The 17409-nt window shown below is 73.6% G+C and carries 13 protein-coding genes and 1 riboswitch; of the genes, 9 read left to right on the top strand and 4 right to left on the bottom strand.

Translation table 11 applies throughout. The features are described 5' to 3' along the window. Nucleotides 1–79 precede the first annotated feature (79 nt). Nucleotides 80–805, bottom strand: coding sequence for a hypothetical protein (locus PVK37_RS02380; protein WP_275032028.1), 726 nt, complete (start codon nt 803–805; stop codon nt 80–82). 606 nt (nt 806–1411) lie between these two features. Between PVK37_RS02380 and PVK37_RS02375 the strand changes: the two genes are divergently transcribed. The 3 genes from PVK37_RS02375 to PVK37_RS02365 are packed head-to-tail and all read left to right on the top strand — an operon-like array spanning nt 1412 to nt 4715. Beyond that, nucleotides 1412–2017 carry a class I SAM-dependent methyltransferase gene (locus PVK37_RS02375; RefSeq protein ID WP_275032027.1) on the top strand — a complete coding sequence of 202 codons (606 nt, stop codon included), beginning with the start codon at nt 1412–1414 and terminating at the stop codon, nt 2015–2017. A 41-nt stretch (nt 2018–2058) separates the two neighbouring features. Further along, the gene (locus PVK37_RS02370; RefSeq protein WP_275032026.1) at nt 2059–3732 is read left to right on the top strand and encodes an ABC-F family ATP-binding cassette domain-containing protein; all 1674 of its coding nucleotides are present in this window, start codon (nt 2059–2061) and stop codon (nt 3730–3732) included. 38 nt (nt 3733–3770) lie between these two features. After that, nucleotides 3771–4715, top strand: a complete 945-nt coding sequence (locus PVK37_RS02365) for an aldo/keto reductase (RefSeq protein ID WP_275034923.1) — start codon at nt 3771–3773, stop codon at nt 4713–4715. 56 nt (nt 4716–4771) lie between these two features. On the opposite strand, the gene PVK37_RS02360 is transcribed toward PVK37_RS02365, so the two are convergent. The 3 genes from PVK37_RS02360 to PVK37_RS02350 all read right to left on the bottom strand — a co-directional run bounded on the left by PVK37_RS02360 (nt 4772) and on the right by PVK37_RS02350 (nt 12463). Beyond that, nucleotides 4772–5704, bottom strand: coding sequence for a hypothetical protein (locus PVK37_RS02360; RefSeq protein WP_275032025.1), 933 nt, complete (start codon nt 5702–5704; stop codon nt 4772–4774). Between the two features lie 301 nt (nt 5705–6005). Further along, nucleotides 6006–6554, bottom strand: a complete 549-nt coding sequence (locus PVK37_RS02355) for a hypothetical protein (RefSeq protein WP_275032023.1) — start codon at nt 6552–6554, stop codon at nt 6006–6008. A 71-nt stretch (nt 6555–6625) separates the two neighbouring features. Continuing rightward, on the bottom strand, nt 6626–12463 hold the full coding sequence (locus tag PVK37_RS02350) for a ThuA domain-containing protein (RefSeq protein WP_275032022.1): 5838 nt from the start codon (nt 12461–12463) through the stop codon (nt 6626–6628). A 358-nt stretch (nt 12464–12821) separates the two neighbouring features. Continuing rightward, a riboswitch (TPP riboswitch) is annotated at nt 12822–12931 on the top strand. Here PVK37_RS02350 and thiE point away from each other — a divergent pair. The 6 genes from thiE to thiD all read left to right on the top strand — a co-directional run bounded on the left by thiE (nt 12926) and on the right by thiD (nt 17393). Further along, on the top strand, nt 12926–13552 hold the full coding sequence (thiE, locus tag PVK37_RS02345; RefSeq protein WP_275032021.1) for a thiamine phosphate synthase: 627 nt from the start codon (nt 12926–12928) through the stop codon (nt 13550–13552). (Overlaps the previous riboswitch by 6 nt.) Continuing rightward, entirely contained in the window at nt 13546–14856 is a 1311-nt protein-coding gene (gene thiO, locus PVK37_RS02340) for a glycine oxidase ThiO (protein WP_423790985.1), read from the top strand. The genes thiE and thiO overlap by 7 nt, the downstream gene beginning before the upstream one ends. Then, complete coding sequence (thiS, locus tag PVK37_RS02335; protein WP_275032019.1) at nt 14847–15047, top strand: sulfur carrier protein ThiS; 201 nt, start codon at nt 14847–14849, stop codon at nt 15045–15047. Before thiO ends, thiS begins: the two co-directional genes overlap by 10 nt. 5 nt (nt 15048–15052) lie before the next feature. Further along, complete coding sequence (locus PVK37_RS02330; protein WP_423790984.1) at nt 15053–15820, top strand: thiazole synthase; 768 nt, start codon at nt 15053–15055, stop codon at nt 15818–15820. Nucleotides 15821–15999: 179 nt separating this feature from the next. Continuing rightward, on the top strand, nt 16000–16608 hold the full coding sequence (locus PVK37_RS02325) for a thiamine phosphate synthase (protein ID WP_275032017.1): 609 nt from the start codon (nt 16000–16002) through the stop codon (nt 16606–16608). Continuing rightward, entirely contained in the window at nt 16605–17393 is a 789-nt protein-coding gene (gene thiD, locus PVK37_RS02320; protein WP_275032016.1) for a bifunctional hydroxymethylpyrimidine kinase/phosphomethylpyrimidine kinase, read from the top strand. The genes PVK37_RS02325 and thiD overlap by 4 nt, the downstream gene beginning before the upstream one ends. Nucleotides 17394–17409: the final 16 nt, after the last annotated feature.

The raw sequence follows: 17409 nt of genomic DNA, 5'->3' as shown, positions 1-17409 counted from the left end.
AGTCTTTCTCCGGTACCGACCGGCGTCAGGTGTCGCTCGCGTGCCGACCGGCGTCAGGTGTCGCTCGCGTCGACCGGCGTCAGTCGTCCGGGTCGGTGCTGGGCTGGGTGAGGTCGGCGTCGGCCCGCCGGTCGAGTACTCCCTTGGTGAGGTGCCGCTGGACCAGGTCGAGCAGGATCTGTTTGGCCGTCGCGTCGTCGGCGCGTACCGGCTCGCCGTCGGCCCGGACGACCATGCTGTAGGCGACGTAGTGGCCGCTGGCCTGCCAGGACACCCGGGCGGCGGCGGTGGTCAGGACCTTGGTGTCGTCGCCGGCTACCAGGCCGGTGAACCGGCCACGATGCTCCTGGAGGATCTCCCGGATCCGCTCCTGGACCCGCTCGGCGGTGGCCCGGTCGGTGAGGTTGAACAGTCCGGCGGTGGCCAGGTACCCCTTGTCGGGAGCGCGGAGGGTGCCGCGTACCACCTGGTTGCAGCCGAGCTGGACCAGCAGGTCGGCGATGTCGTCGGTGGCCGCGGCCGCGCAGCTTCCGCTGGATTGGGTGCGGAGCACCTGGTAGCCAGGTTGTCCGGTGGCGACGACGAGTTGTCGGCCGGGGAACAGCTCCTTCGCGGTCAGCGGCAGCGGATCGGTGTCCCGGGAGTCCAGGCCCACCCGGGCGGGGCGCTCGGTCCCGGTGGCGGCCGGTGAGGCGGTCGGTCCGCTTCCGGTGCCCGTCGGGGACTCCCGTTCCATCAGGACCGCCGTGGTGCCGAGGCCGCCGATGCCCAGCAGCACCAGGGCGGCCGCGCAGCCGACCACCACCTGCCAGAGCCGTCCGCCCGGCCCCGCTGGCCGCTGCGCTGTCGGATGTGCCGCCGCCGGCTCCGTCGGATTGCCGTGGACCGGCCGCGTCGGTTGGTCGCCCGGTGGGTCAGGTGGGCCCGGTTCGGCCGTGAAGGACAGGGCGGACGCTGGGTCCGGTTCGGCCGAGAAGGACAGCTCGGACGATGCCATGTCCGTCGGCTGTCCGGCCGGGGCGACCGGTGGTGCCACCGGCTGGGGTACCGGGACGGCACCGCGGGCCGGTTCGGCCGCCGGCCGGATGGTTCGGGGCGGTATCGGGGGAGGGAAGCGGGAGGGCGCGGGGCCGACCGGCCGCGCCCGTCGGGCGTCGGGGGCCGAGGGGTCGGTTCCGGCCTGCCGGAACTGCTCGGAGGCGTCCTCTTCGGACGCGTGCCGGTACACCATGCGCATAGATTAAGGGGCATTAGCCCCTTTGGGGGTTAAAAGCGGAAATCGCGGCACTGTGGTCCGGTGTCGATTCCCGGCGGGCGCGCCCGGTGCCGACGGGTAGCCGCCGGGCACACCGGCGGTCCGACCACCCGACCACCGACCCGCCGGCCCGACCCGGTGCGCGACAATGCGGACGTGACCGGCGACCACTACTTCAGCCCCCACCCCACCGGCCCGTCGTCCCGGCGCGAGGTCGAGTTCTCCGTCGCCGGGCGCGACTACACACTGGACTCCGCCGGCGGGGTCTTCTCCGCCGACCGCCTCGACCCCGGTACCGCGGTGCTGCTGCGCAAGGCCGAACTGCCCGGCACCGGCACCGGTGGGGCACTGCTCGACCTCGGCTGCGGATTCGGTCCGATCACCTGTGTGCTCGCCACCCAGGCCCCGGCCGCGACGGTCTGGGCGGTCGACGTCAACGAACGGGCCCGGGAGCTGACCGCCGGCAACGCCGCCCGGGTCGGGGTCGCCGACCGGGTCACGGTGGCCGCGCCGGACGAGGTACCGGACGAGGTGACCTTCGCCCAGCTCTGGTCCAACCCGCCCATCCGGATCGGCAAGGACGAGCTGCACGTGCTGCTGCTGCGCTGGCTGCCGCGCCTCGCCCCGGACGGGGTGGCCTGGCTGGTGGTCGCCCGGCACCTCGGTGGTGACTCGCTGTACCGCTGGCTGACCGAGCAGGGCTGGCAGGTGGAGCGGCACGCCAGCCAGAAGGGCTACCGGGTGCTGCGGGTCACCCGGTAATTGGCTGTCCCGCGCCCGGCCCGCTCGGGCAGGATGCCGCCGTGGGATACGTGGACGTGGCCGGGGTGGCGCACACCCTGCCGGACGGTCGGGAACTCTTCGCCGACGTGTCGTTCCGGGTGGGTGAGGGGGCCAAAGTCGCCCTGGTCGGGCCGAACGGCGCGGGCAAGACCACCCTGCTGCGGATGGTCTCCGGCGACCTGCCGGTCTCCACCGGTGGCATCGCCCGGTTCGGCGGACTGGGCGTGATGCGCCAGTTCATCGGCATGATCGGCGACGAGTCCACCCTCGCCGACCTGGCGCTCGGCCTCGCCCCGCCCACGCTGCGCGACGCCGGCCGCCGGCTGGTCGAGACCGAGGCGGCCATGCGCGCCGCCGAGCTGCGCGGCAGGTTCAGCACCTCGGCGGGCAAGGCCCAGCTGGCGTACGCGGACGCGCTGGCCGCCTGGGGCGAGGCCGGCGGGTACGACGCCGAGGTGCTCTTCGACACCGTCGCCACCATCGTGCTCGACCTGCCCTGGGAGTCCGCCCGGGAGCGGCCGGTCCGGACCCTCTCCGGCGGTCAGCAGAAACGGTTCGCGCTGGAGCTGCTGCTGCGCGGACCCGACGAGGTGCTGCTGCTCGACGAGCCGGACAACTTCCTCGACGTGCCCGGCAAACGTTGGCTGGAGGCCCGGCTGCGGGAGTCGGCCAAGTCGGTGCTCTACGTCTCGCACGACCGGGAACTGCTGGCCCGGACCGCCGACCGGGTGGTCGCGGTGGAGGGCGGCAGCGCCTGGGTGCACCCGGGCGGCTTCGCCACCTGGTACGAGGCCCGGGTGGCCCGGCACGACCGGCTCGACGAGCGCCGCCGTCGCTGGGACGAGGAACACCAGAAGCTGCGCGAGCTGATGCTGATGTACAAGCAGAAGGCGGCGTACAACGCCGGGATGGCGTCGCGGTACCAGGCCGCGCAGACCCGGCTGCGCAAGTTCGAGGAGGCCGGCCCGCCCCCGGTACCCCCGAAGGACCAGGACATCCGGATGCGGCTGACCGGCGGACGGACCGGCAAACGCGCGGTGATCTGCGAACAGCTCGAAATCGACGGCCTGACCTACCCGTTCGACCTGGAGATCTGGTACGGCGACCGGGTCGCGGTGCTCGGCGCGAACGGCACCGGCAAGTCGCACTTCCTGCGGCTGCTGGCCCGCGGCGGCACCGACCCGGACCCGGCGAACGGGCCGGTCGACGGGGCCGAGCGGCTCGCCCCGGTCACCCACGACGGGGTGGTACGGCTCGGGGCCCGGGTCCGACCCGGGCACTTCTCGCAGACCCACGACCGTCCGGAGCTGATGGCGAAGACCCTGGTGGAGATCCTCTGGCGGGGTGACGAGCACCGGGCCGGGATGGAGCGGCACGCCGCGATGGCCGCGCTCGGCCGGTACGAGCTGGCCGGGCAGGGCGACCAACGCTTCGGCACCCTCTCCGGCGGCCAGCAGGCGCGGTTCCTGGTGCTGCTGCTGGAGCTGTCCGGCGCGACCCTGCTGCTGCTCGACGAACCCACCGACAACCTCGACCTGGCCAGCGCCGAGGCCCTGGAGGAGGGGCTGAAGGCGTTCGAGGGCACGGTGGTCGCGGTCACCCACGACCGGTGGTTCACCCGCACCTTCGACCGGTTCGTGCTGTTCGCCGGGGACGGCGAGGTCGGCGAGACCCCGGAGCCGGTGTGGGGGTGACGGACGGCCGCGCGGCATAGAGTCTGCTCGTGACTGAGATGACCTATCGCCGGCTGGGCGACTCCGGGCTCGTGGTGTCCGTGGTCGGCATCGGCTGCAACAACTTCGGCCGCAAGCTGGACCTCGACGGGACCCGGGCGGTGGTGGACGCGGCCCTCGACGCCGGCGTCAACTTCTTCGACACCGCCGACATCTACGGCGAACCCCAGGGCGGCTCCGAGGAACTGCTCGGCGCGGCCCTGCGCGGGCGGCGGGACGACGTGGTGGTGGCGACCAAGTTCGGCATGGACATGCACGGCATGAACGGCCCGGACCACGGCGCCCGGGGGGCCCGCCGGTACGTCGCCCGCGCGGTCGAGGCGTCCCTGCGCCGGCTCGGCACCGACCACATCGACCTGTACCAGCTGCACGAGCCCGACCCGGGTACGCCGATCGAGGAGACCCTGGCCGCCCTGGACGACCTGGTCCGCGCCGGCAAGGTCCGCTACCTGGGCAACTCCAACTTCGCCGGCTGGCAGATCGCCGACGCGGACTGGGTCGCCCGGTCGGCCGGCACGGCCCGGTTCGTCAGCGCACAGAACCACTACAGCCTGCTGGAACGCTCGGCCGAGACCGAGGTGGTGCCGGCCTGCGAACGGTTCGGCCTCGGCCTGCTGCCGTTCTTCCCGCTCGCCAACGGGCTGCTCACCGGCAAGTACCGGCGCGGTGAGCAGCCGCCGGCCGGCAGCCGGCTCGCCGGGGGCGGGCGGTACGCGGCCCGGCTCGCCGCCGCCGACTGGGACACCATCGAGGCCCTCGAGGCATACGCGGAACAGCGCGGGATCAGCCTGCTCCAGGTGGCCATCGGCGGGCTGGCCGCCCAGCCGGCGGTGACCTCGGTGATCGCCGGGGCCACCACCCCCGAGCAGGTACGCGCCAACGTCGCCGCAGGCACCTGGCAACCGGACGACGAGGACATCGCCGCGCTGCGTGCCCTCCTCTGACCCGGACCGCCCGGGTCGGGGCGGACCAACCGGCCGGCCGGTGGGTGGTGGCCGGGTCAGGGCAGGGCACCGGGGCGGCCGGTGGGTTGGCCGGTCGGGCGCAGCCGGAGCGCACCGGCCACCATGCGGGCGGTCCGGCCCGGATGACGGAGCACGTCGTCCGCCGTGCACCGGACCACCCGCCAGCCCGCCGTACGCAACGAGTGGAACCGGGACGCCTCCCGGCGGGCCTGCGCCGGCTCACGGGTCGGGGCGGGCTCGTACTCGATGGCGACCCGCCGGGTGGGATAGGCCAGATCCACCCGGGTGACGAACCGGCCGGCACCGTCGTGCACGTCGTACTGGGCGGCCGGCGGCGGCAGCCCGGCGTCGAGCAGCAGCAGCCGCAGCCGGGTCTCCATCGGTGACTCGGCGAGCGGATCGACCAGGGACAGCACCTCGCGCAGCAGGGGCAGGCCGGGCCAGCCGGACCGCTGGGCGGCGTACTCGCGCAGGGCGGGCAGGTCGACGACCCGGTGGTGCAGCATGGCGTCCACGGCGACCACCGCCTCGGTGCGCGGTGGTCGGCGGGCCAGGTCGAACGCGGTGCGCAGGGCGGTGGTGACCGGCAGCCCCGCCTGGACGTCGATGTCGTCGTCGGACAGTACGGAACGGGTGACCGCCACCCGGGCGTGCGGGCGCATCCGGGCCGCGCGGGGCAGTACGACGGTGACCGGCGCACCCGGCGGGAGGGTTCCCGCACCCCACAGGTACGCCGCGCTCAGCCCGGCGATCGCCGCACCGGTCGGGAGCACCAGCGCCACCGCCTCGCACCACAGGCGATGGTCGTCCGGCTGGTGGCCCACCCGGTGGACGTAGACGTCGGGCAGCAGTCGCTGCCAGGCCCGTCCGCGCAACATCGTCCAGGTGAGGAGCCCGTCGGCCACGGCTGTGCTGCCCCGGAAGGGCCGGGACGCCAGACCGGGCGGAACCTGGGGAGATCGCGGCATCAGGACAGCATGCCGTGATCGGACGGTCACGCGCTGCCCCGAACGGGAGATTGTGAGATTTTCTCTTCCGGAAGGTGGCGCGGAGGTCCACCGAGGCCACGGCCGGTGGGGGCCGTCCACAGTGCTCGGTGGGCTGCTCGCGGCCCGGTGACCTCGCGGTTCGCCGGGACGGCCCCGCGATCCGCCCGCTCGCGGGGTCAGGGCCGGCGACTGCGCGGCGGTTCGAGGGCCGGCGACTGCGCGGCGGTTTCCGGGTCGGTAGTGGGGTGGCGGTTTCCGGGGCGGTAGCGGGTCGGTCGGGTCAGGGCCGGCGGCGTCGGCCGACGAACGCCGTCAACGCGCCGGCGACCACCAGCAGCGCCAGCACCCCGACGCCCACCGGGAGCCACCAGGTGGACTCCCCGGTGCGTCCGGCCGCCCGGATCTCGGTGACGTCGCGGGCGTCCGCGCGGGCGCGCGCGGTGGGGGGCGGTGGGACCGGCTCCGCGGCCCGGGCCTCCACCCGGGCGGTGCCGGTACCGCCGATCGAGGCCGGAGCGGTCACCGTGACCGTCCAACGGCCGGGGGAGAGCAGCGGACCGGTGATGTAGAAGCCCTGCCCCTCGGTGGACGGCTGGAGTTCCACCGGGCCGACCTTGCGGTCGTCCGGGCCGGTGGCGGTGAGGACCAGGCTGACCGGAAGGTCCGGCCGGTGGCCGTCGGCGTAGCTGGCCTGGACGGTGACCCCGTCGGCCCCGTCGCCGGCCACCACGAGCTTGAGTTTTCCGGTGTGCGCCGCGGCCGGACCGGCCGACAGGAACACCAGGGCCAGGCCGACGAGGGCGGCGGCCAGTGCGGTCCGGATACGCATGGGGAACCTCTCCATCGCAGAACGGAAGGGGCCCCCTCCCGGCGCGGACGCGCCGGGAGGGGGCCCGGTGATCAGAGCGAGCGACCGGGGGCGAGCCGGGTGGTGTCGCCACCCAGCCGGCCGGTGCCCTTGGTCGTCTTGCCGTCGTTCGCCTTGACGCCGGCCTGGCTGGCCGTACCACCCAGGCGGACGATCATCGCGTCGGCGTCCCGGACCAGGACGTCCCGTACCTCCGCCTCGCGGACCAGCGAGGCGGTGGCGGCGAGCGTCCGGAACTCGGTCAGGTGCTTGATCGCCTTGGTGTCATTGCCGTTCGCCTCGGCCTTGCGGGCCGCGTCGAGCTTGGCCGTGAGCTGCTTGTGCGCATTCGCCGTCAACCGTCCGGTCGCCTTGAACCGGTCCAGCAGGTTCTGCATGTCCCGGAACGAGGTGGTGACGAAGAACCGGACCGTCGTGGTGGTCTTGTTCCCCGCCTTGTCGGTGGCGGTCACGGTCAGCTCGTGCAGGCCGAGCGACAGCTCGTACATGGCCTGGAGCGTGCCGCTGGCGTACGTCGCGCCGTCCAGCTTGCCGACCACGCTCTTGATGCCCGAGGTCGGGTCGACCGCCTGCCAGGTCACCCGGACGTCCTGGCTGTCACCGTAGAGCTGACCGTCGGCGATACCGGAGACCAGCAGCGTCGGCTTCGTACCGTCGATCTTGACGATCGCGGACTTCAGCGTCTCGGCGTTGCCCGCCTTGTCGGTGGCCCGGTAGAGCAGCTCGTGGCTGCCGTCCCCGGTCACCTCGACCGGTGCGGTGTACGCGGTCCACGCGCCGCCGTCGAGCGACCACTCCAGGGTCTTCACCCCGGAACCGGCGTCGGTGGCGGCGAGGACCACCGGGATCGCCCCGGCGTGCCAGCCCTCGTCGTTGGCCGGGGCGAAGGTCGCGGTGCTGACCGGCGCGGTGGCGTCGATCTTCACCGTGACGGACTTCGTCGCCTCCACGTTGCCGGCCTCGTCGGTCGACCGGAACCGCAGCTCGTGCTCGCCGTCACCGGAGACCGCCACCGGGGCGGTGTACGCCGTCCAGGTGTTCGCCCCGTCGAGCTGGTACTCGGTGCTGGCGACCCCGCTGCCACCGTCCTCGTCGGCCGCGGCCAGCGTGACGGTGACCGGGCCGGTGTACCAGCCCTCGGTCGGGGTGCCGGAGACCGTGGCGGTGGTCACCGGCGCGGTGTCGTCCTCCTCCACCTGGCCCTCGGTGAGCCGGAAGTAGTCGAACACCGCCGGCTTGGACGCGGTCTGGTTGGCACCCAGGGTGAACAGACCGACCTTCGGGGTGGCCCCGACGGCGCTGTTGGTCAGCTCGCCCAACGTGGTCCACGCCGTACCGTCGGCCGAGTAGGACGCGGTGTAGGTGTTACCGGACCGGGCCAGTCGCAGGTGCCACACACCCGAGGTCAGGTTCTGCACCTGCGGCTGCGGGTCCTGGACCGCCCCACCGATCTCGCTACGGAACTCGATCCGCCGGCTGACCGCCGACCCTGCGGTGTTGTCCGCGATGAAGTCGAACTTCAGGTAGTTGTCGTCGTCCGCGTGGACGATCAGACCACCCTGCTGGTACTGCTCGTTGAACGCGCTGCCGTCGATCTTCGTCTCGATGGTCCAGTCGCCGCTGGGCGCGGTCTGGAGAATGAAGTTCGTCGGCCCGGTGTTGCCGGTGCCGTAGATGTCACCGTTGGGCACGTCGATGCGGAGCGCGCCGTCGGCGACCCGGTACTTGGTCGCGTCCTCCCGCAGCACCGCGTTCCAGCGGCACTTGTCGAGCGTGGTGCCGTCGAACTCGTCGGACGGGGTGACCGCCCCGGCCGGCTCGTCCGGCGTGACCTGGAACCAGTCGAAGACCGCGTCCACCACCGGCGCCTCGGTGCCGCCGTTGAGGGCGAACACCCCGATCCGCGGGTTGGTGATGCCGGCGAGCGCGGCGGCCCGGCCGACCGGGGTGAAGGTCTGGCCGTCGGCGGAGTACGCCGCGGTCAGGTTCGTCCCGTCGCTGATCAGCCGCAGGTAGACGGTGTCACCGGCCGGCGCGTTGGTGGCGTCGGCACCCTCGTTGCGCGGCGTGCCGGCGGTCTCCCGGATGAACTCCACCCGACGGCTGCCGGAGTAGAGCAGGTCGACCTTGGCGTAGTTGTCGTCGTCGCCGTAGATCAGCAGGCCGGCCTGCTGGTAGTTGGCGGTGATCGGCAACGTCACCTTCGTGGTGGCCTGCCAGGCACCGCTGGGCGCGGGCTGGAGCACCAGGTTGGTGGCGTCGTTGCGGGTGCCGTACAGGTCACCCACCGCGGTGGGCAGCCGCAGCGCGCCGCCGGCGACCGAGTAGAGCTGGTTCTCCCGGACCACCGTCCAGCGGTCCTTGTCGAGGCTGCTGCCGAGGAAGTCGTCCGAGCGCGCCCCGAAGCAGGACGTGTTCGGCGCTTCGACCTTCACCGGCACGCTGGCGTACGACTTCGCGCCCCGGCTGTCGGTCACCGTCAGGATGGCGGTGAAGGTGCCCGGAACGGTGTACGTGTGGGTGGCGTCCAGGGTGGTCGCCGTGCCGCCGTCACCGAAGTCCCAGGCGTACGTCAGCGGGGTGTCGCCCTCGGCGTCGGTGGCCGTGCCGTCGAAGGTGACGGTGACCGGCGCGGTCCCGGTGGCCGGGGTGGCGGTCGCGCTGACCTGCGGCGGAGCGTTCTCGGTCACACCGCGACCGAGGAAGTCCATCCAGTTGACGTTGAACAGCGAACCCGTGCCGTTGGCCGGGTCCTTGGCCACGAAGAACAGCGATCCGGTACCCGGGCCGCTGACCGGTGCGGTCACGTCGACCCAGGTCTGCCAACCGCCGGTGCCCGGCACGTCGACCTGGCCGAGCAGCGGGCCGTCGGCCGCGCCGGAGCGGATCTCGATCCGTCCACCGGCGACCGCCGACGCGACCCGGAACCGGACCGAGTCGATGTTGGTCAGGTTGGCCGGGTCGAGCGACCACCAGTCGCCGTCCTCGATGAAGCCGATGTTCTGGCCGCCGCCGGCCGGGTCGGTGGTGGTCTCCAGCTGCACGCCGGCGTCACCGCCGCCGGTGCTGCCCGCGGCGCGGCCGGTGGCGCTGAAGTACTCGGCCTGCTTGCGCTTGGGCTGGAGGATCTCGATGGCCCGCCCGGTGAGCGGGCTGGCGCCGCCGGCGCCGCCGGCGTCGGTGTAGGTCGCCTCGAGCACGGTGAACACGTTGGCCTCGGCCCCGTGTCCGGAGGCCAGCGAGGTCTGGATCGCGCCGGTGCAGCCGGTGTGCTGCTCCAGCGGGTGGGCGTGCTGGTCGTGGCCGAGGAGCACCTGGAGCTGGACCTTGGCGCAGTCGATGGTGCCGTCCTCGGGGTCGGTCACCTTGATCGTGTACCTGACCTGGTCGCCCCAGTCGAAGAAGCCGCCGTCCGGCGGGAACTCGATGGTCACCGTGGGCGCGGTGTTGCCGACCGTCACCAGCACGTTCGCCACCGCGGTACGACCCTTGGGGTTGGTCACGGTGAGCTGGGCGGTGTAGTCACCGGCCGTGGTGTACGTGTGGGTCGGGTTGGCCTCGGTGGAGGTCCCCCCGTCGCCGAACGCCCACGCGTAGGTCAGCGCGCCGCCGTCCGGGTCCCGGGAACCGGCGCTGGAGAACGTGACGGTCAGCGGGCTCGCGCCGGAGGTCGGGTCGGCGCTGGCCGCCGCGATCGGGGCGCGGTCACCGGCGATGTAGTCGATCCGGTAGACCCCGGAGTTGTCGTTGTTGCCGCCGAAGCCGCTGCCCCACTCGATCATGTAGAGCGCGCCGTCGGGGCCGAACTCGAAGTCCATCGGGCGGATGAAGTTCATCCCGGCGAGCAGCTGGTTGATGTCGACCAGCGACTTGCCGTCCCCGGTGAGCTGCATGGTGTACATCTTCGACTGGTTCCACTCGCCGAACATGGCCTTGCCGTCGTAGTAGGCGGGCCACTTGCGGGTGGAGTTCAGGTCGGCGTCGTACCGGTAGACCGGGCCGCCCATCGGCGCGCCGCCGCCACCGATCTCCGGGAAGAGCGGGTTGGCGGCGTAGCCGTACCAGACGGTGGCCGCGATGGCCGGCGGCAGGTTGGTCAGACCGGTGTTGTTCGGCGAGTCGTTGACCGGGGCGGCGCAGTCGAACTTCGCCCCGCTCGGGCCGGACGGGAACTGGTAGTCGTTGTACGCCGAGTTGGCCCCGGTGCAGTACGGCCAGCCGTAGTTGCCGGGGGTGCCGACGATGTTCCACTCGACCAGGCCCTCCGGGCCCCGGTTCGCGTTGGCGGAGCCGGCGTCCGGCCCGTAGTCGGCGACGTACAGGGTGTCGGTGCCCGGGTCGATGCCGATCCGGAACGGGTTCCGGAAGCCCATCGCGTAGATCTCCGGGCGGGTCTTCGCGGTGCCCGGCGCGAACAGGTTGCCCTGCGGGATGGTGTACGTCCCGTCGTCCTCCGGGTGGATCCGGATGACCTTGCCGCGCAGGTCGTTGGTGTTGCCCGAGGTGCGCTGGGCGTCGTAGTCCTGGCGGCCGGCGCGCTCGTCGATCGGGGTGTAGGCGCTCGACTCGAACGGGTTGGTGTTGTCACCGGTGGCGAGGTACAGGTTGCCGGCCGAGTCGAAGACCATGCTGCCGCCCGCGTGGCAGCAGGTGTTGCGCTGGGTGTCGACCTGGAGTACCCGCTTCTCGCTGGACAGCGCGATGGTGTCCCCGGTGACGGTGAACCGGGAGATCACGTTGCGGGCCACCCCGTCGTTCGGGGCGTAGTAGAGGTAGACCCAGTTGTTGGTGGCGAAGTCCGGGTCGAGCCGGATGCCGATCAGGCCGTCCTCGTTGCCGGTGAACACGTCCAGGTCGATCGCGGTCACCGTGTTGCCGGTGTCCGGCTTGATGATCTGCACCCGGCCGTCGCGCTCGATGTAGAAGACCCGGCCGTCCGGAGCGATGTCCAGCTCCATCGGGTTGCTGGTGTTGCTGTCCAGCGTGATCTTCTCGAAGCTGGCGGTCTTCGAGGCGCCGCAGTCGGAGTCCAGCACCCCGGCCGCGGTCTGGATGCCGCCGAGCAGGTGGGCGAGGAAGTCGGGCTCGGCGAACGACTCGTTGGTGTGGCCGCCGCCGGTGTACCAGGAGCGGCCGCCCTCGTACTCCTGACACCAGGCGATCGGGTGGTCGGCACCCATCGCGCCGGAGCCCGGGGCGTACGACTTCTCGTCCAGGCTGGCCAGGACGTGCACGCTGCCCCGGGGGTTGGTGCGGTAGTTGTACCACTCGTCGTAGCGGCTCCACCGCTCCGGCAGGTCCGCCGTGGAGGGGTGCGCCGGGTCCTCGACCTTGACGGTGGCGGTCTGGTTGGCCGGGTGGCTGTTGAAGTACGCGCCGACCAGCTTGCCGTACCAGGCCCAGTCGTACTCGGTGTCGGAGGCGGCGTGGATACCGGCGTAGCCGCCGCCACCCTGGATGTACCGCTCGAACGCCGCCTGCTGGTCGGCGTTGAGGACGTCACCGGTGGTGGAGAGCCAGATCACCGCCTGGTACTTGGCGAGGTTGGCGTCGGTGAACGCGGCCCCGTCCTCGGTGGTGTCGACGGTGAAGTTGTTGGCCGCGCCGAGTTGCTGGATGGCGGTGATACCGGCCGGGATGGAGCCGTGCCGGAAGCCGGCGGTCTTCGAGAAGACCAGCACCGAGAACGGGTCGGTCACGGCCTGCGCGTTCACCGCGCCGGCCGTGTCGGCACCGGGCCGGTTGACCGGCCCGTCCGGGGCGGCCTGCGCGGCGGGTGCGCTGAGCAGGGTGGTGGCGGTGAGGGTGAGGGAAAGCAGGGCAGCTGTCAGCGGGGCACGTGATGTGCGGCCCCGAGGGGGTCGGGACACTGCGGTCTCCTTTGTCCTGATGGACAGGGGTGTACGCGAGCGGGTCGGCGCGCCGAAGACCGTCCCTGGGACCGGTGCGCGGGCCGTGCCAGGGCCTGCGTACCGGATTTTGCTCATTCGCTGAACAAATTAGCGCCGTCCGAAGTGTGTCGGGCAAGGCATGGCTGTGTAACGGTTCTGTAACGAGTGATCGACAATTTCCAATAAGATCCCGCAAATGCGGATGTAATCCATGGCTGCCCGCCGACACCTCACGCGGTCCGCGCCGCTCCCCGGCCCCCGTGACGACCTTCACGGTTGGCGCGAATCCCCACCTCACCCCTTGGCGGATCCACCGGGCCCGTCCTATGGTGGCAGCCAAGTAACCCACGGGAGCCCGGTGGACCGGGCTGAGAGGGGGGCTGACCGCCCCCGACCGTCGAACCTGATCCGGGTAATGCCGGCGCAGGGAGGAGAGTTGCCGTGCCGTCCCTGGGACGACTGCATCTGATCACCGACACCCGGCCCGGGTACGACCCGCTCACCGTGGTCCGCGCCGCCCTCGGCGTCGCCGGACCCGAACTGGTGGTGCAGGTCCGGGTCAGCGACGACGCCACCGACCGCGAGACGTACGACCTGGCCCGCCGGGTCCGCGAACTGTGCACGCCGGCCGGCGCGACCTGCCTGGTCAACGACCGGCTGCACGTGGCCCTCGCGGTCGGCGCGGCCGGCGGCCACGTCGGAGCCGACGACCTGCCGGTGGCCGCCGCCCGCCGGGTACTCGGCCCGGACGCGGTGCTCGGCGCGACCGCCCGCGAACCGGTGACCGCCACCCGGGCCGTCGCCGCCGGCGCCAGCTACCTCGGCGTCGGCCCCTGCCACGCCACCACCACCAAGGACGGCCTGCCGCCACCCATCGGCCCGGCCGGCGTCCGCGCGGTGGCCGGGGCTGTACCTGTGCCGGTGGTCGCCATCGGCGGCGTCACCGCGGCGACCGTGCCGGCCCTGCGCGCCGCCGGGGCGTACGGGGTGGCGGTCGTCGGGGCGCTCTCCACCGCCACCGACCCCGCCCGCGCCACCGCCGAACTGCTCCGGGCCCTCGGGTGCTGACCGGGGGCGCTCCGGTGCCCGCCGGTGGCCCCGCCCGCCCCCTGCGGCGCAGACCACATCCCACTCCGCAGGTGGCGGTGGTCGGGGGCGGGGTGATCGGCTGGGCGGTCGCCTGGCGGTGCGCCGCACGCGGACTCGCGGTGACCGTGCACGACCCGGCCCCCGGCTCGGGGGCGTCCACGGTGGCCGCCGGAATGCTCGCCCCGGTCGCCGAGGCGTACTTCGGGGAGACCGAACTGACCGGGCTGCTCGTCGAGTCCGCCGCCCGCTGGCCGGCGTTCGCCGCCGAACTGGCCGCCGCCAGCGGCGTCGACCCCGGCCACCGGACCGAGGGCACGCTGGTCGTCGGGCTCACCGGTGACGACCTGGCCGGGGCCCGCCGGCTCTGGGCGTACCAGCAGGGGTTGGGCCTGCCGATCACGCCGCTGCGCCCGAGCGGGCTGCGCGACCGCGAGCCCGCGCTGGCCCCCCGGGTCCGTGGCGGCGCGTTCGCCCCCGGCGACCACCAGGTGGACCCGCGCCGGCTGCTGGTCGCGTTGCGTACCGCCGCCGAGCGGGCCGGGGCGACGCTGGTCACCGGCCCGGTCCGGCAGCTCGCCGACCTGTCCGCGCCGGTCACCGTGGTCGCCGCCGGCTGCGGCACCGCCGCCCTCACCGGCCTGCCGGTCCGGCCGGTCAAGGGCCAGATCCTCCGGCTCCGCGCGCCCGACGCCGGCCCGCCGGGCTTCCGGCACGTCATCCGGGGGTACGCCGACGGCGAGCCGGTCTACCTGGTCCCGCGTACCGACGGCGAGGTGGTCGTCGGGGCCACCGTCGAGGAACGGACCGACGACACGGTCACCGCCGGAGCGGTGCTGCGGCTGCTCCGGGCCGCCGTCGACCTGGTCCCCGAGCTGTCCGAATACGACCTGGTCGAGACGGCCGTCGGGTTCCGCCCCGGCACCCCGGACAACGCCCCGGTGCTCGGTCCGCTGCCCGGCCGCCCGGGGGTGCTCGTCGCCGCCGGCCACCACCGGCACGGCATCGTGCTCACCCCGGTCACCGCCGACCTGATGGCCGACCTGGTCAGCACCGGCGTACCGGACCCGCTGCTGGCCCCCTTCACCCCGGCCCGCTTCACCGGAACAGCCGGTGCGGGCTCCGGAACAACCGGACCGGGATCCGGTACGGCCGGTGCGGGACCCGGAACGGCCGGGCCGGGGTCCAGCGCGGGGACCGCCGGCACCGGCACCGGCACGGACCGTCCCGACCACCGGCCGGTGACCGATTCCGGCACCCGACAGGAGGAGGACAGGTGGAACTGACGGTGAACGGCGTCGGCCGGAGTCTGCCCGGCGGCGCGACGGTGGCGGACCTGGTCCACCTGGTGACCGGCGAGCGGCGCGGCGTGGCGGTCGCGGTGAACGGCGAGGTGGTGCCGCGTACCGGCTGGTCGGCCACCGAGCTGCGCGCCGGCGACCGGGTCGAGGTGCTCACCGCGGCCCAGGGCGGGTGACGGCGGTGACCCTCGTCCTCGGCGGCACCACCCTCACCTCCCGGCTGATCCTCGGCACCGGGGGCGCGGCCAACCTGCACGTGCTGGAACGGGCCATCCGGGCCTCCGGCACCGAACTGGTCACCCTGGCCCTGCGCCGGGTGGACACCGCCGGCACCGCCGGGGGGCTGCTGGACCTGCTGGACCGGTGCGGGGTGCAGCTGCTGCCCAACACCGCCGGCTGCTACACCGCCGGTGAGGCGGTGAAGGTCGCCCACCTGGCCCGGGACGCGTTCGGGACCGACCGGATCAAACTCGAGGTGATCGGCGACGAGCGCACGCTGCTGCCCGACGGGGTGGAACTGCTCCGGGCCGCCGAACAGCTCGTCGAGGACGGATTCACCGTCCTGCCGTACACCTCGGACGACCCGGTGCTGGCCCGCCGGCTGGCCGACGTGGGCTGCGCGGCGGTGATGCCGGCCGGCGCGCCGATCGGCTCCGGGCTGGGCATCGGCAACCCGCACCACATCCGGCTGATCCGGCAGAGCGTCGACGTGCCGGTGATCCTGGACGCCGGCATCGGCACCGCCTCCGACGCCGCGCTGGCGATGGAACTGGGCTGCGACGCGGTGCTGCTGGCCAGCGCGGTCACCCGGGCCGCCGACCCGGAGACGATGGCCACCGCCATGCGCCACGCCGTCCGGGCCGGTCGGCTCGCCTACCGCGCCGGCCGGATCGAGCGCCGCTTCCACGCGCTGGCCTCCACACCCGACGACGGTCGGCCCGTCCTGTGACCCCGTACCGGCCGGACCGCGCCGGCGGCGGACCCGGCGGGCCTGACCCTGCCGGCGGTCGACCGGGCCGGCCGGACTTTGCCGGCGGCCGGTCGGACTGGCCGGAACCGCGCCGCGAGGGAAAGGGCCGGCCGGACCCGACCGGCGGCGGGTCGATCCGCGGCAGGAGCCGACCGGCGGTGCCGTCCGGGGTCGTCGTCCTCACCGACCGGTGGGCGGCCCGCCGGCCGCTGCCGGAGGTGGTCACCGACGCGGTGGCCGGGGGAGTGCGCTGGGTGGTGCTGCGGGAGAAGGACCTGCCCCGCGCCGAGCGCGCCGCCCTCGCCGCTGACCTGCGGGCCGTCCTCGCCGGGGCGGGCGGCAACCTGGTCGTCGCCGGCCCCGACCCGCTCGGCGGCGACGCCGTGCACCTGCCCGCCGCCGGCCCGTACCCGCCACCGGACGTCGCGCTGGTCGGACGCTCCTGCCACGACCGGGCCGAACTGTCCCGACTCACCACCGAGGACTACGTCACCCTCTCGCCGGTCTACCCGACGGGCAGCAAGCCCGGCCACGGCCCGCCGCTGCGCCCGGCCGGACTCGCCGACCTGATCCGGTACAGCCCGGTGCCGGTGCTCGCCCTCGGCGGCGTGACGACCCCGGACCAGGTGCACGCCTGCGTCGGGGCGGGAGCCGTCGGGGTGGCGGTGCTCGGCGCGATCATGCGGGCCGCCGACCCGGCCACCGCGGCCACCACCCTCACCAGCGCCTTCGCCCAGGCCGACCGGAACCAGAGGGAGAACCCGTGACCCCGACGACCGTGCTCACCATCGCCGGCTCCGACTCCGGAGGCGGAGCCGGCATCCAGGCCGACCTGAAGGTCTTCGCCGCCCTCGGCGCGTACGGCACCAGTGTCCTCACCGCCGTCACCGCGCAGAACACCCGGGGTGTCGACGCCGTCCTGCCGCTGCCACCCCGGACCGTCACCGACCAACTCGACAGCGTGCTCGCCGACTTCCGGGTCCGGGCGGTGAAGACCGGCATGCTCGGCACCCCGGCGGTCGCCGACGCGGTGGCGGAGGCGGCACGGGCCGGTCGACTGCCCAACCTGGTCGTCGACCCGGTGCTGGTCGCCACCAGTGGACACCGGCTCGGCGTCGCCGAGGCGGTCGAACGGCTGCTGCCGTACGCGCTGGTGGCGACGCCGAACCGGGCGGAGGCCGAGGCCCTCACCGGAGCCCGGGTCACCACGGTCGAGGAGATGGTCGCCGCCGCCGAGACGCTGGCCGCCACCGGCCCGGCCTGGGTGGTGGTGACCGGCGGGGACGTGGCCGCCGCCGGGGAGGCGGTCGACGTGCTGCACGGCGACGGCGGCACCACGCTGCTGCGCGCGCCCCGGGTGCCGACCCGGCACGACCACGGCACCGGCTGCTCGTTCTCGGCGGCGGTGGCCGTCCGGCTCGCGGCCGGCGACCCGGTGCCGGTGGCGGTGCAGACCGCCAAGGAGTACGTCACCCGCGCGCTGGCCGGCGCGCGGGACTGGGCGCTCGGATCCGGGCGCGGCCCGCTGGACCACTTCGGCTGGTCCTGTTGATCATCAGGGAGGCTGT

It is taken from the genome of Micromonospora cathayae, assembly GCF_028993575.1.
Taxonomy (GTDB): Bacteria; Actinomycetota; Actinomycetes; order Mycobacteriales; family Micromonosporaceae; genus Micromonospora; species Micromonospora cathayae.
This window is presented reverse-complemented; position numbering and strand designations above follow the sequence as displayed.